We start from the raw sequence: 15,430 nt of genomic DNA on the forward strand, positions 1-15,430 counted from the left end.
TAGGACTTTTCATGCAACAGCCTCCCCTCTCCCCCTTCGAGCCCGGCACGGCTCTGCCCGACGGCGCCTTCGCGCTCTCGGCGGCGCAGCGCGGCATCTGGTTCGCCCAGCACATCGCCGGCGACACTCCGATATCGATCGCCCAGTACGTCGAGTTGCAGGGGCCGATCGACCTCGACCTGCTCGCCGCCGCCGCCCGTCAGGCGGGCCGGGAGTTCGGCACCGGATACCTACGGCTGCTCGAGGTCGACGGCCATCCGTATCAATTCGTGGACACCACCCTCGACGACAACCTGGGCACGCTGGACCTGCGCGACGAACGCGATCCCGAGGCCGCCGCGCACGCGTGGATGCGGGCCGAGTACGAGGCGCCGCTGGACCTGACCGGGGATCGGCTGGTGCGCGTCGCGATGCTGCGGCTGGCCGAGGACCGCTGGTTCTGGTACTCGCGGATCCATCACCTCGTGCTGGACGGCATGGGCGCGCTGACCATGGTGCAGCGCACGGGCGAGCTGTACAACGCGGCGGTCGAGGGCAAGGAGCCGCCCGCCGCGAAGGCCGAGGACCTGCGCAGGATCGTCGAGGCCGATTCGGCGTACCGCGACTCGGAGCGTTTCGGCTCGGATCGGGAGTACTGGCGCGAGCATCTCGCGGGGATGGCCGACCCGGTGAGCCTGGCCGGCCGGACCGCCGAGGTGGACGCGCACCCGAGCCGGGTCTCCGGCGCGCTGCCGCGCGAGACCGCGGCGCTGCTGGACGCCGTCGCGGACGCGGCCGGGTCCGGCGTCGCGCCGACCGTGGTCGCGGCCTTCGGCGCGTACCTCGCCGCCATGACCGGCGCGTCGGAAGTCGTGCTGAGCCTTCCTGTTTCGGCGCGGACCACGGCGGTGCTGCGCCGCTCCGGCGGGATGATCGCCAATGTCGTTCCGCTTCGCCTGCGACTGACCCCGGCCACGACGGTCGGCGAGGTGATCCGGGCCGCGCAGGGCGAGTTGACCGGCGCGCTGCGGCGGCAGCGTTACCGGCAGGAGGACATCGTCCGCGATCTCGGCTGGTCGATGGACGAGGCCGCGTCGTTCGGGCCGTCGGTGAACTTGATGATGGTGGACACCAGGATTCAACTCGGCGCGGTCACCGGCCGGCTGCATGTGCTCACGTCCGGGTTGATCGATGACCTGTTCGTCAATGTGTACCCCGGTGTCGGCGGCGAGAGCACCCACATCGATTTCCAGGGCAACGGAAACCTCTACAGCGACGCCGAATTGGCGGCGCAGCATCGTCGGTTCCTGGCGTTTCTGCACGCGTTCCTCACGGCGGGGACCGAGGCGGCTCTCTCCACCGTGCCGGTCGTGTCCGATGAAGAGCAGGCGGAACTGGTGCCTGCCCGCGGCCCCGAGGGCGGCGCGCCCCGCACACTGCCCGAGATCCTCTCGGCCGGTGCGACTTTCGATCCCGACTCGGTGGCGATCCGCGCCGGGACGGCGGTACTCACCTACCGACGAGTCGACGAACACACCAACCGGCTGGCCAGGCTGCTCATCGCGGCAGGGGCCGGACCTGAACGCGCCGTGGCCATTTCGATCCCGCGCTCGGCGGAGTCGGTGCTGGCGATGATCGCGGTGGCCAAGACCGGCGCGGCGTTCGTGCCGATCGATCCGACCTACCCGGCCGACCGGATCGAGCACATGGTCGGCGACAGCGGCGTCGTCGCGGGTATGACGGTCGCGGCCGCGCGGAAGTCGTTGCCCGACAGCGTCGATTGGCTGGTACTCGACGACGAAGCGACCGTACGCGCGGTGCGCGAACAGGACGCGGCACGTATCACCGACGCCCAGCGGCTCGCCGCCATGCACCTCGACCAGGTCGCGTACGTCATCTACACCTCCGGATCGACCGGCTTGCCCAAGGGCGTGCTGGTTTCTCATCGTGGACTGGCGAATCTGGCCGTCGGCTCGGCCGCCGGATTCGGCGTCACCCCCGATGCCGTGGTGGCGCACGCCGTTTCGCCGAGCTTCGACATCTCGGTCGAGGAGATTGTGGTGACCCTCGCCACCGGTGCCACGCTCGCCGTCGTGCCGCCCGCCGCCTACGCCGGCGAGGAGTTGGCCGCGGTGCTGCGCGCCCACCGCGTCACGCACCTGAATGTCACGCCGGCGGTTGTCGGCTCGCTGGATCCCGCGACGCTGCCCGACCTGCGCACGATCATCGTCGGCGGCGACGCGTGCCCGCCCGGACTGGCGGCCGAGTGGCCGGGGCGCACAGTGTTGAACGGGTACGGGCCCACCGAGACCACGGTGACCGTGACATTGAGCGAGGCGCTGGCGCCCGACGCGCCGGTCACCATCGGCGGCCTCGTGCGCGGCGTCTCCGCGGTCGTGCTCGACCCCTGGTTGCGTCCCGTTCCCCCGGGCACCGTCGGCGAGCTGTATCTCGCCGGGGTCGGGCTCGCGCGCGGCTATCACCGGCGCAACGGGCTCACGGCGGAACGTTTCGTTGCCAACCCATACGCGAGCGGCACTCGGATGTATCGCACCGGTGATCTGGTGCGCTGGATCCGCTCCGGCGACCGTTGGGAGCTGGAGTACCAGGGCCGCAGCGACTTCCAGGTGAAGGTCCGAGGCTTCCGCATCGAGCTCGGCGAGATCGACGCGGCGCTGGGACGACATCCGGATATCGACTTCGCCATCACCCTCGGCGTGGAGACCGGTGCGGGCGCGACCGCACTGGTGTCGTACGTGGTGCCGAAACCCGGCGCCGAAGTGCACCCCGAGGCGCTGAAAGCCGCTGCCGGGGAGTCTCTTCCGGCCTACATGGTGCCCGCCGTGGTGACCGTGCTCGACAGTGTTCCGCTCACCCCGCTCGGCAAGGTCGACCGGAAAGCCCTGCCCGCACCGGATTTCAGTGCCCGGACGGTCGTCGGTCGCGCGCCGTCCACCCCACGCGAGGAGGCGCTCGCCGCGCTGTTCGCCGAGGTGCTCGGGCTGGAGACGGTCGGGGTGGACGAGAGCTTCTTCGCGCTCGGCGGCGACAGCATCGTGTCCATTCAGCTGGTGTCGCGGGCGAAAGCCGCCGGCCTCGGGTTCAGCGCGCGAGATGTGTTCGAGCGCAAGACCGTTGCCGCCCTGGCCGCCGTCGCCACCGAGGTGCGGGCGCAGGTGGTGCACGAACTGCCCGGCGGTGGGGTCGGCGCGGTCGCGCTCACGCCGATCGTGCACGCCATGCTGGAGCAGGGCGACGCCTGGGCACGGTTCAGCCAGGCGGTGCTGATCGGGCTGCCTGCCGGGTTCGGACGCGGGCGGCTCGTCGCGGCCGTGCAGGCGCTGCTCGACCACCATGATCTGCTGCGTTCCCGATTGCGGCGGGAGGCAGGCGGCTGGGCGTGGACGGTGGCCGAGCGGGGCGCCGTCGACGCCGAATCACTGATCGAGATGGTGGCCGACGGCGCTGCCGCGCGGGAACGCGAACTACAGCGCGCCGCGGACCTGCTCGACCCGGCCGTCGGGGTCGTCGCGCGCTTCGTGCTCATCGAGGAGCCCGGACCCGTGCTCTGGCTCGTCCTGCACCACCTGGTGACCGACGGTGTCTCCTGGCGCATCCTGCTGCCGGACCTGGCCACCGCCGCCATGGGCGGTGTTCTCGCGCCGGTCGGCACCTCGTTCCGGCGCTGGGCGCACGGGCAGGCCGAGCAGGCCCGCGAGCGCGCCGGCGAGCTGCCGATCTGGCGGGACATCCTGGCCACGCCCGATCCGCCGCTCGGCAGCGACCGCCTCGATCCGGCCGTCGATGTCGTCGCGTCCATGGCCTGTCACCGATCCGTCGTTCCCCCGGCGGTGGCGGAGATCGTGTTGGGCACCGCGCCCGACCGATTTCATTGCGGCGCAGACGATGTGCTGCTCGCCGCGCTCGCCATGGCGGTCGGCCGGTGGCGCGGGCGCACCGCGACCCTGTTCACCCTCGAGGGGCACGGGCGCGCGGAGGAGATCCTGCCCGGCGCGGACGTCGCGCGCACGGTGGGCTGGTTCACCAGCGTGTATCCGGTCGCTGTCGACCTGGCGGGCCTCGATCTCGCCGAGGCGTTCGCCGCGGGTCCGGCGGCGGGAGCCGCCATCAAGGCCATCAAGGAACAGCTGCGGAGGGTGCCGGACAAAGGCATCGGGTTCGGCATGCTGCGCTATCTCGACGCCGAATGCGCTGCGGCGCTGGCGGATAGCCCGACCCCGCAGATCAGCTTCAACTATCTGGGCCGCGCGACCACCGGCACCGAGGCGGAACCCTGGCTGCCGCGACACTTCGCGGCCACGCAGGACGATCGCGCGCCGCTGGCCGCCGTCGTCGACCTGAACGCCGTCCGCACCGACGCGGGCCTGGAGGTCACCTGGGCCTACGCGTCACGGTTGCTCGACGCGGACGACGTCGCTCGGCTCGCCGAGCTCTGGACCGAGGCCTTGCGCGCGCTCGCCGAGCACGCCGAGTCCGCGGGCGCGGGCGGCCGCACACCGTCCGACTTCGATCTCGTCACTGTGACGCAGCGCCAGATCGACGCCTGGGAGCGCGACTATCCGAATCTCGCTGACGTATGGCCACTTTCGCCACTCCAGTACGGTCTGCTGTTCCACGCGCTGTACGACTCGGACACCGCCGACGGCTACACCGTCCAGTCCCTGCTCACCCTGGCCGGCACCGTCGACGCGGACCGGCTGCGCGCGGCCGCACAGGCTTTGGTGGCCCGGCACGAGAACTTGCGCGTCGCGTACGTGGAGACCGACGACGGTCCGCGGCAGTTGGTCCTCACCGATGCCGAAATGCCCTGGCATTACGTCGATCTCAGCAATATCGAGGACGCCGATGTCCGGCGACGGGAACTAGACCGGGTGATCGCGCTCGACGCCCGGACCCGCTTCGAGCTGGACCGCCCGCCGCTGGTGCGCTGCACCCTCATCCGGACCGCCGCCGACGCGTACCGGTTCGTGCTCACCAATCACCATCTGGTGCTGGACGGCTGGTCGACGCCGCTGCTGGTGCGCGAACTGCTCGCGCTCTACGTCACCTCGGGCGACGCGTCCGCGCTGCCGCCCGCGCGTTCCTATCGCGAGTTCCTGTCGTGGTTGGCCGAGCGCGACGACGCCGAATCCGTTGCCGCATGGGCACAGTCACTCGCGGGCATCGATACGCCGACCCGCGCCGTTGCGACGCTGGCCGGCATCGAGTCGACCGAGACCGGGATGCTGTCCACCGACCTCTCCGCCGACACCGTCGCCTGCCTCGAGGCGACGGCCCGAGAATCCGGCGCGACCGTCAACACTCTCGTGCAAGCCGGCTGGGCGATGCTGCTCGCCATGCTGACCGGGCGCACCGACGTGGTGTTCGGCGGCACGGTCTCCGGCCGGCCGCCGGAGCTGGCCGGCGTCGAGGAGATGGTCGGCCTGTTCATCAACACCCTGCCCGTGCGGGTGCGGCTCGACCCGGCGGAGAAGGTGGTCGACCTGCTCGCCCGCCTGCAGGCGGAGCAGGCGCGGCTGATGGACCACCAGCACGTGGGGCTCGCGGCGATCCACCAGGCCGTCGGGCTGGCCGAATTGTTCGACACCCTCACCGTTTTCGAGTCCTACCCGATCGAGCGGGAAGCCCTCTCGCAGGCGCTGGACATCGCGGGCATGCGGGTGCTCGACGTCGAAGGCACCGACGCGACGCCGTACCCGTTGAACCTCATGGTGATTCCGCTGCACGGCCCGGACGGACGCGACACCCTGCGCGTCAGCCTGAAATTCATGGCCGATCAGCTCGATCCGGCGGCGGCGCGACCGCTGCTCGACCGGTTCGTCCGGCTGCTCCGGCAACTGGCCGACAATCCGCGCGCCCTCGTCTCGCAGGTGCAGTACTGCGACGACGCGGAACGTGCCGCGCTGCTTCCTGTTCGCGGGCCGGAGTCGCTGCCCGTGCGCACGCTGCCGGAGATCCTGGCCGCGGGCGCGGCGATCGACGGCGACGCCATCGCGGTCAGCGCGGGCGAGCTCACCATGTCCTACGGCGAGCTCGACGCCTGGTCGAATCGCTTCGCGCGGCTGCTGCTGAGCCGGGGCGTCGGGCGCGAGGTGTTCGTCGTGCTCGCCCTGACCCGATCGCTGGAGTCGGTGGTCGCGGTGTGGGCGCTGGCCAAATCCGGCGCGGCGTTCGCGCCGCTCGACCCGAACTACCCCGTCGAGCGGATCGAGCACATGCTCACCGACTCCAGGGCGCCCATCGGCGTGACGGTCACCGCGACCGGCGAGACGCTGCCGGGCAGCATCGACTGGCTGCTGCTCGACGATCTCAACACCATCCGCCGCGTCATGACGGTCTCCGACGCGCCCATCACCGACGAGGAGCGCGGCGGTCCGATCGATGTCGACCAGACGGCGTATCTCATCTACACCTCGGGCTCCACCGGCAAGCCCAAGGCCGTGCTGCTCAGCCATCGCGGAGTCGCGAATCTGGTCTCGACACAACGCGACTCGCTCGACCTCGATCCGACGGCGAGCGCGTTGCAGGTCGCCTCGCCCAGCTTCGACGCCTCGGTCTTCGAGCTGCTCACCGCGCACGGCGTGGGCGGCCGGCTGGTGGTCTCCCCGCCGGACGTCTACGGCGGCGCGGAGCTGGAGCGGCTGCTACGCGCCGAACGGGTGACCCACGCGGTGATCACGCCGTCCGCGCTGGCCACCATGGACCCGGCGGGCCTCGGCCACCTGCGGGTGCTGTCGGTGGCCGGCGAGGCCGCGACGCCGGAGCTGATCGAGCGCTGGTCGGCCGGCCGTCGCATGGTGAACCTCTACGGCCCGACGGAGTTCAGCATTTGGGCCACGGGGCCGGCGGAACTCGTTGCGGGCGAGGCGATCACCATCGGCGGGCCGATTCGCGGCGCGGCGACCATGGTGCTCGACACCTGGCTGCGCCCGGTGCCCGTCGGCGTCGCGGGTGAGCTGTACCTGGCGGGGCCCGCGCTGGCCCGCGGCTACTTCAACCGCTTCGCCATGACCGCCAGCCGATTCGTCGCCGACCCGTTCGGCGAGCCGGGCGAACGCATGTACCGAACCGGCGACATGGTGCGCTGGGTCGCGGGCGGCGACGGCTACGAACTGGAGTACCTGGGCCGCAGCGATTTCCAGGTCAAGATTCGCGGCCTGCGGATCGAGCTCGGCGAGATCGACGCGGTCCTCTCGCGCGACGAGCAGGTCGAGTACGCGGTCACCATCGGCCGCGCCGGGCCTGCCGGTGCGACGGTGCTGGTGTCGTATGTGCTGCCCGCCGAGGGCGTCGAACTGGACACCGAGCGGCTCAGGGAGCGGATCGCCGCCGAGCTGCCGGGGTACATGGTGCCCGGCTATCTCGTTGTGCTCGAGACGGTTCCGCTGACGCCGGTCGGCAAGCTGGACCGCGCGGCCCTTCCGGTGCCGGACTTCTCGGACGACCACCGGCCCTACCTCGCGCCGCGCACGCCGGTGGAGCGGGCGGTGGCCGAGGTGTTCGGCGAGGTGCTCGGGCGGGAGCGGGTCGGCGTCGATCAGTCCTTCTTCGAGCTCGGCGGTGACTCGCTCAGCGCGACCAAGGTGGTCGCCCGGGTCAACTCCGCCCTCGGTTCGACCATCGCCCTGCGCGATCTGTTCGACGCGCCCACCGTCGCCCTGCTGTCGGCGCGGATCGTCCCGGCCACCGACGGCAAGCCGGGACGCTTCGCGCTCGCGCCGCGGATCCGGCCGGACCGCATTCCGCTCTCCCCCGCGCAGCAGCGGATGTGGGTGATGAACCGGCTCGACCCCGCGTCGCCCGCGTACAACATCGCCGTGGCGTTGCGGCTGACCGGTGTGCTCGACGTCGACGCGATGCGCGGGGCGCTGGCGGATGTGGTGCGGCGGCACGAGAGTCTGCGCACGATCTACCCGGCCGACGCGACGGGTCCGCGTCAGGTGATCATGGATACCGCAGCGGTCGCGCCCGCGCTGTCCGTCGTCGGGACCGAAGACGGGGCGGCGCTGCGTGATCGGATCAATGCCTTGGCGGGCAAGGGATTCGACATCAGCCAGGAACCGCCGTTACGGGTGGGGTTGTTCCGGGTCGAAGCGGATTCGACTGTGAGAGAGCAGCGTTCAAGTTCGCTCGGTACCGGACCGGTGTCGTCGGGTGCGCTCGTCGGCGCTCCCGCGGTGGCGTCCGGCGCATCGGCGGGCCGGCCCGCCGTGGCGTCCGGCCGTTCCGCGAACGCGGTCACCGACGCGCCCGCTGTGCACGTTGTCGTGCTGGTGGTGCACCACATCAGCGCCGATGGCGCATCCATGGCGCCGCTCGCCGCCGATCTGGTCGCCGCCTACTCGGAGCGGATCTCCGGCGCGGACACCACGCGGGTACCACTGGCCGTGCAGTACGCCGACTTCGCGCTGTGGCATCGGGAGGTGCTCGGCGACGAATCCGACCCGGAATCGTTGGCCGCGCGCCAGATTCGATACTGGACCGGCACGCTCGCGGGCGCGCCGGACGTGCTGGAGTTGCCCGCAGACCGACCCCGGCCCGCCGTGCAGTCGATGCGCAGCGCCGACGTCGAGTTCACCATCGATGCCGAACTGCACCGCGCCCTGGTCGAATTCGCGTCGAAGCATGCCGCGAGCCCGTTCATGGTCGTGCACGCGGCGCTCGCCGTGCTGCTCGCCCGGCTCGGCGGCACCGACGACGTGGTCGTCGGGACGCCGGTGGCCGGGCGCGGCGAGGAGGCGCTCGACGACCTCGTCGGCATGTTCGTCAACACGCTCGTGCTGCGGACGCCGGTCGATCCGGCGGCGGGATTCGCCGACTTCCTCGACACCGTTCGATCGGCCGATCTCGACGCCTTCGCCAACTCCGACGTGGCGTTCGAACGGCTGGTGCAGGCGTTGAATCCGACCCGATCGACGGCGCATCACCCGTTGTTCCAGGTGTCGCTGTCGCTCCAGAACTTCCTAGAACCGGTCCTCGAGCTGCCGGGCTTGCGGTTCGAGCTGGAGGATTTCGACCGGCGCGCTTCGCAATTCGACCTGACCCTGGACCTGCGCGAGCGTTTCGACGCGGCCGGGCCCGCCGGGTTGTCCGGTGTGCTGACCTACGCGACCGATCTGTTCGACGAGGCGACGGTGACCTCGTTCGCCGCGCGCTGGCGGCGCGTGCTCGCGGCCGTCCTGGCCGCACCCGACACTCGGCTGGCCGACATCGACCTCCTCGACGACCACGAGCGCGCGACGCTGCTGCCCGTGCGTGGCCTCGAAACCGTCGGCGCCACAACGCTGTCCGACCTGCTCGCCGCGACCGTGGCCCGGCATCCGGATCGCCCCGCCGTGGTCGCCGCCGGGGACACGACGACCTACCGCGAACTCGACGCCCACGCCAATCGCCTGGCCCGGCTGCTGCTCGAGGCGGGCGCGGGCGCGGAAACCGTGGTGGCCCTCGGTCTTCCACGCTCCGCCGACCTACTGACCGGCGTGTGGGCCGCGGCGAAGATCGGCGCGGCCTTCTTGCCCGTCGACCCCAAACATCCGATCGAGCGGATCGATCACATGCTCACCGACTCCGATGCCCGGGTAGGGCTGACCATCGGCGCCTACCGATCGATGCTGCCCGACAGCACGCGATGGCTCGTCATCGACGACCCGTACTTCGTGCAGCGCTGGTCCGCCGCGAGCGCACGCCCGCTGCGGGACCGCGAGTTGCCGAGGCCGATCCGGCTGGACAATCCGGCCTGGCTGATCTACACCTCCGGGTCCACCGGCACACCCAAGGGCGTCTCGGTCACCCACCGCGGCGTCGCGGACTTCGTTGCCGCGCAAGGCGACCTGCTCGACCTAGACGCGGAGTCCCGGGTATTGCACGTCGCCTCACCGAGTTTCGACGCGTCGATCCTCGAGGCGCTGATGGCGTTCGGGTTCGGCGGTGCGTCGGTCGTCGCGCCGCCGACGGTGTTCGGCGGCGGTGAGCTGGCCGAGCTCATCCATGCCGAGCGCGTCACCCATGTGATGATCACGCCGTCCGCGCTCGCCACCCTCGATCCGGCGTCCGTGCCGGGCGTGCGGGTGCTCGCGGTGGGCGGGGAGGCGGTCGGCGCCGAGCTGGTCGAGCGCTGGTGTGCGGGACGCGACCTGCGCATGGTGAATCTCTACGGGCCGACCGAGTTCACCGTGGTGGCAACGGGTTCCGTGGTGCGTTCCGGCGCGCCGGTCACCCTCGGCCCGCCCATTCGCGGCGCGGCCGCGATGGTGCTCGATGATCGGCTGCATCCCGTACCGGTCGGGGTGCCCGGTGAGCTCTTCCTGGCCGGGCACGCGCTGGCGCGCGGCTACCACGCCAGACCGGGCTTGACCGCCGGGCGCTTCGTCGCGAATCCCTATGGCGCATCGGGGGAACGAATGTATCGCACCGGCGACCTCGTGCGGTGGACGCACGGCGGCGCGGGCGGGCTGACGCTGGAGTACCTGGGACGCACCGACTTCCAAGTCAAGGTACGCGGCCAGCGCATAGAACTCGGCGAGATCGACGCGGTACTCGGCCGAATGGACGGCGTCGAGTTCGCGCTGACGCTCGGCGTCACGGGGCCCGCCGGATCGACGGCACTGGCGGCCTATCTGGTGCGTGAACCGGAGGTCGAGGTGGACGTAGCGCGGGTGCGCGAGATCGCGGCGGACACGTTGCCCGCGTACATGGTTCCGTCCGCCTTCGTCGTGCTCGACGAGATCCCGCTCACCGCGGTCGGCAAGCTCGATCGAAAGGCTTTGCCCGCACCGCACTTCGGTGCCGAGGACGCCGAATACCGTGCGCCGCGCACCTCGACCGAGCAGACCCTGGCGAGCCTCGTGGCCGAGCTGCTCGGTCTCGACAAGGTCGGCGTCGACTCCTCCTTCTTCGAGCTCGGCGGCGACAGCATCCTCGCCATCCAGCTGGTATCCCTGGCGAAACAGCGCGGCATCGCCTGCACACCGCTACAGGTGTTCGAACATCGCACCGTGGCCGCGCTGGCCGCGGCCGTGGATGCCGCCGCCGGCGTCGCGGCCGAGGAGGTGGCCGCTGGACCGGCTCTGTCCCCGGACGTCACACTGGGACTGGACGTGGTGCTGCCCATCCGGCGGGACGGCACGGAGCCCGCACTGTTCTGCATCCATCCGTCCTCCGGAATCTCGTGGAGTTACCTGGGTTTCGCGCAACTGCTGCGCCCGGGTCGGCCGATCTTCGCCATGCAGGCGCCGGATCTCAGCGGCCGCGAGCCGACCCTGCGGTCCATCGAGGAGTTCGCCGACCGGTACGTGCGCGAGATCCGCGCGATCCAGCCGACGGGTCCGTACCACCTGCTCGGCTGGTCCTTCGGCGGGCTCATCGCCCACGCGGTCGCGGCCCGGCTGCAAACGGACGGGCACCCGGTCGGCCTTGTCGCGCTGCTCGACTCCGACACCGCCGACGTCGACGGCGCCGAGGTCGAGCAGCTCACGGCGGGCGCCTTCGTCAACAGCTTCGGCGCCGTCTTCGGGATCCACGACGTGCCCGCCGAGGCCACGGCGAGCGAGGCGGCCGCGCTCATCCGCGATCGGCTCGGCGGCCTGTCGATCGTCGACGCGGCCATGATCGAGCGGCTGACCGCCTCGTACAACGCGGCTGCGCGGGCCCGCGTGGGGTATCGGCGACCGGTATTCGACGGTGACCTGCTGTATTTCAGCGCCACCGTGGACAGCTCCGACATCGTCGGACCGGACGGCTGGCGGCCCTACGCGACCGGCGCAGTCGTCGACTACGACATCGAGGTCACGCATAACGAGCTGACCGCGCCGCACGTGCTGCCGATCATCGCGCGCGTGCTGGACGAACATCTGAAGGGACAGGCATGAACTCCGATCAGGGCGTTGTGGTCGAGGGGGTCGAGAAGTCGTTCGGCGCCGTAAAGGCCTTGCGCGGCGTAAATTTCGCAGCCGCACCGGGCGAGATACTCGGCATCCTCGGGCCCAACGGCGCGGGCAAGACCACCACGGTGAACATTCTGTCGACGCTCATCGCGCCCGATCGGGGGCGCGCCTTCGTCGCCGGGCACGACGTGGTCGCCGATCCGGCGGCGGTGCGCCGGTCCATCATGCTGACCGGGCAGTACGCCGCGCTGGACGACATGCTCAGCGGCTACGAGAATCTCGTGATGTTCGGCCGGCTGATGGGGTTGCGCAAGCGCGCCGCCCGGGCCCGGGCGGACGAGCTGATCGCCGAGTTCGATCTCGTCGGCGCGGCGGGCCGCCGGGTCGGCACCTACTCCGGCGGCATGCGACGGCGCATCGACATCGCCTGTGGTCTCGTCGTCCGGCCAGACGTCGTGTTCCTCGACGAGCCGACCACCGGGCTGGATCCCCGCAGCAGGCAAGGGGTTTGGGATCTGGTGCGCAGCTTCAAGAAGGCGGGCATCACCACCCTGCTCACCACCCAGTATCTGGAAGAGGCCGACGCGCTGAGCGATCGGATCATCGTGATCGATCACGGCGTGGTGATCGCGCAGGGCACCGCCGACGAACTGAAGTCGCGGACCGGCGGCAGCTACTGCGAGGTGGTGCCGCTGGACCTGAAGGATCTGGACGCCATCGCCGCGGCGCTCGGATCGCTGCTGCCCGAGGAGAATCGCGCCGCGCTCTCCCCGGACTCCGACCGCGTCACCATCCCGGCGCCGGACGGCGCGAAGACCCTAGCCGAGGCCCTGCGCCGCCTGGACGGGGCGGAGGTGGAGCTGGTGGACATCGCGCTGCGCAGGCCGTCGCTCGACGACGTATTCCTGCAGCTGACCGGGCATCTCGCGTCCACGGATGGGAAAACCGTTGACGCGGAGGGGGTCTCGTGACCGCGGGGGCGTGGCTGGCGGAGGCCGGAGCGACTCCGGACCGCGCCCGGCAGTGGTGGGTGCTCACCACTCGATTGATCGTTCCCTCGGTCAAGACCGGTGAGGTACTGACCTCGATCCTGGCGCCCGCGACCTTCACCGCCGGGTTCTACATCCCGCTGAAGACGGTGATGACGTTCGCGGGCACCGGTTTCAGCAGCTACGCGCAGTTCATGATGCCGCTGGTCGTGCTGCAGGCCGCCGCGTTCACCGCCATCTCGGCCGCGTTCCGGTCGGCTACCGACTCGGTGGCCGGGCTCAACCGGCGGTTCGGGTCCATGCCGGTCGGGCGTCTGGTCCCGGCCGCGGCGCGCATGTCCGGCAATGTGTTCCGGCTGGCGTTGTCGCTGTGCTCGGCCATGGTGTGCGGCTACGTGATCGGGTTCCGGTTTTATCTGGATGCCGCGCACACCGCCGGGTTCCTGCTGTTGTCGATGCTGATCGGCACCGCGTTGACGCTCGGCGCGGATGTGATCGGCACCGTGTCGCGCAGTCCGGAGGCGGTCACCCAGGCACTTGTGCTGCCGCCCTTGATATTCGGCATGCTGTCGGCGGGACTCGCTCCCGCGCGCCAGTTTCCGGGGTGGGTGCAGCCGTTCGTGCGCAATCAGCCGGTGTCGCAGTTCGTGCTCGCGCTGCGCGCGCTGGCGGGTGACACGCTGGGGAACGCGGGGCAGGTGTCGTGGTCGCTGATGGGGCCGTCGCTGGTCTGGATCGCCGCGATTCTCGCCCTGTGCATACCGCTGACCGTTCGCTCGAGCTCCGGGAGGGCGTGATGGCACTGCTGGCCGATCGCATCGAAGACAGTCGCGTCGACTCGGAGCGGGCGCCCGCTGCGCTGGTGCGGCACACGCTGATTCAGACGCAGCGGTTGCTGCTGCGCTGGGTGCGCAATCCGGTGACGCTCCTGGAGGCGCTCATCATTCCGTGCTTGCTGCTGATCATGCTGGAAACCGTGGTGGGCGGGCAGATTCGGAAGTTCACCGGCGACAGCGCGCTCTACGGTTCGGTGCCGATGGTCACCATCGCCGGCGCGGTCTCCGGCGCCGTCGCGTGCGGTGTGCTGCTCGGTCGTGAGCGGGAGGCGGGTCTGCTCGCCCGCTTCTGGGTGCTGCCGGTGCATCGGGCCTCCGGTCTGGCCTCCCGCATCCTCGCCGAGGGCTGCCGCATCCTCGCGGGCACGCTGGCCATCGTCCTGGTCGGCTACCTGCTCGGGTTCCGATTCCACCGGGGCGTCCTCGCCACCCTCGTATTCCTTTCCATCCCAGTGCTTTTCGGCCTGGCCTTCGCCACCGTCGTCACCTCGATCGCCGTCTTCACCGCCAAAGCCGCCCTGGTAGAAGGCATCACCATCCTGACCTCCCTGATGATGTTCTTCAGCACCGGCTTCGTCCCCCTGGCCGCCTACCCCCGATGGATCCAGCCCATAGTCCGCAACCAACCCATGTCCGTAGCCGTAGACGCCATGAAAGCCCTCGCCCTCGAAGGCCCCCTCGCCCGCCCCCTGACCCTCACCCTCCTCTGGTCCACCACCGCCATAACCCTCTTCGCCATCCCCGCCACCCTCGGCTACCGCCGCGCCAGCCGCCGCTGACCCACCCGACCTACTCTGTCTGCTTGGGGTGCCCCGACCCCGCGAGCACCACCCACAATGCGCCCTTCGGGATCAGGGCAGTACCAGATCCGCCCGCCCGCGGTGACTTCGTATTGCCACTGCTCCAGCGTGTCACCGCCGATCACCCGCGTGGCGAAGCGGTCTCGGAGACGGTGCTGCCTCGTCGGATTTTCCGGAGTGGTCGGACGCTCGGTGGTTCGGTCACCGGACCGAAGTCGTCATCCAACGGATCGGACAGTTGCTCGGCAAGGACGGGGTCGGCGAAAATCGCTGCGGTACTGCGCCATTCCACGATCGTCTGAGCAAGCACCGACCACTGCCCGAGTTCGGCCGAGGCCTGAAAGGCACGGGCGAAGTCCTTGACAAACCGGGCTTGGGCGTCCGGCGGCAGCACGTCCACCCAGGGGAATTCGTCCAGTAGAGCTTGCGCCGCGATATCGGCCGGCAAATGGACCAACACGTTGCGCAGCGCTCTTGCTGCGGTCACCGATCCCTCGGACGTCTCCTGGGCACGGTCTTCCCGAATCAGCAGCAGAGGCGCGCCGTCTCGACGTCGCACCCGCACGTCGCCCTGATCAGCGAGCTTGGCGACCGCCTTCGGGTCGCGCTGTAGCTCGCTCCACTGCACCTCAGTAACCATGAGTCCATTCTGAACTTTTTCAGAAGTCTTGCCAAGTCTTGGGACTACGCCGAGTCGGCGGACCAGAGCGCAGACGGCCAGGGTCTTGTGCGGCGCGCCCGGTGTCGATGTGGCTGTTCGGGCGTTCGTGGCGCAGAATGGGGGCCGCACGCGATGGCTCCCGGCGTTTCCCGCCTCGGTGACATGCATCGCTGCGACACAAGGTGTTGTGCTGCGCGGTCTTGTCACCCCCAAGGAGTAGTGTCCCGGGGAGAGAAGATCCGTCACGGCTGCGGGCTCGGGA

At 70.3% G+C, this 15,430-nt stretch carries 5 protein-coding genes; 4 read left to right on the top strand and 1 reads right to left on the bottom strand.

Going from position 1 to position 15,430, the window contains the following annotated elements:
- The first annotated feature begins 11 nt into the window (after positions 1-11).
- From ON39_RS23705 to ON39_RS23720, 4 genes are read left to right on the top strand one after another with little or no spacing between them, the layout of a single operon-like run.
- On the top strand, positions 12-11,867 hold the full coding sequence (locus ON39_RS23705) for a non-ribosomal peptide synthetase (protein WP_040737662.1): 11,856 nt from the start codon (positions 12-14) through the stop codon (positions 11,865-11,867).
- Positions 11,864-12,853, top strand: coding sequence for an ATP-binding cassette domain-containing protein (locus ON39_RS23710; protein WP_040737663.1), 990 nt, complete (start codon positions 11,864-11,866; stop codon positions 12,851-12,853). The genes ON39_RS23705 and ON39_RS23710 overlap by 4 nt, the downstream gene beginning before the upstream one ends.
- On the top strand, positions 12,850-13,668 hold the full coding sequence (locus tag ON39_RS23715; protein ID WP_040737664.1) for an ABC-2 transporter permease: 819 nt from the start codon (positions 12,850-12,852) through the stop codon (positions 13,666-13,668). Before ON39_RS23710 ends, ON39_RS23715 begins: the two co-directional genes overlap by 4 nt.
- On the top strand, positions 13,668-14,486 hold the full coding sequence (locus ON39_RS23720; protein WP_040737665.1) for an ABC transporter permease: 819 nt from the start codon (positions 13,668-13,670) through the stop codon (positions 14,484-14,486). Before ON39_RS23715 ends, ON39_RS23720 begins: the two co-directional genes overlap by 1 nt.
- Positions 14,487-14,628: 142 nt before the next feature.
- Here the strand turns inward: ON39_RS23720 and ON39_RS23725 are convergent, their stop codons facing one another.
- Positions 14,629-15,147 carry a hypothetical protein gene (locus tag ON39_RS23725; protein WP_146251158.1) on the bottom strand — a complete coding sequence of 173 codons (519 nt, stop codon included), beginning with the start codon at positions 15,145-15,147 and terminating at the stop codon, positions 14,629-14,631.
- Between the last annotated feature and the right edge of the window lie 283 nt (positions 15,148-15,430).

Source organism: Nocardia tenerifensis NBRC 101015, assembly GCF_000308715.1.
GTDB classification, from domain to species: domain Bacteria; phylum Actinomycetota; class Actinomycetes; order Mycobacteriales; family Mycobacteriaceae; genus Nocardia; species Nocardia tenerifensis.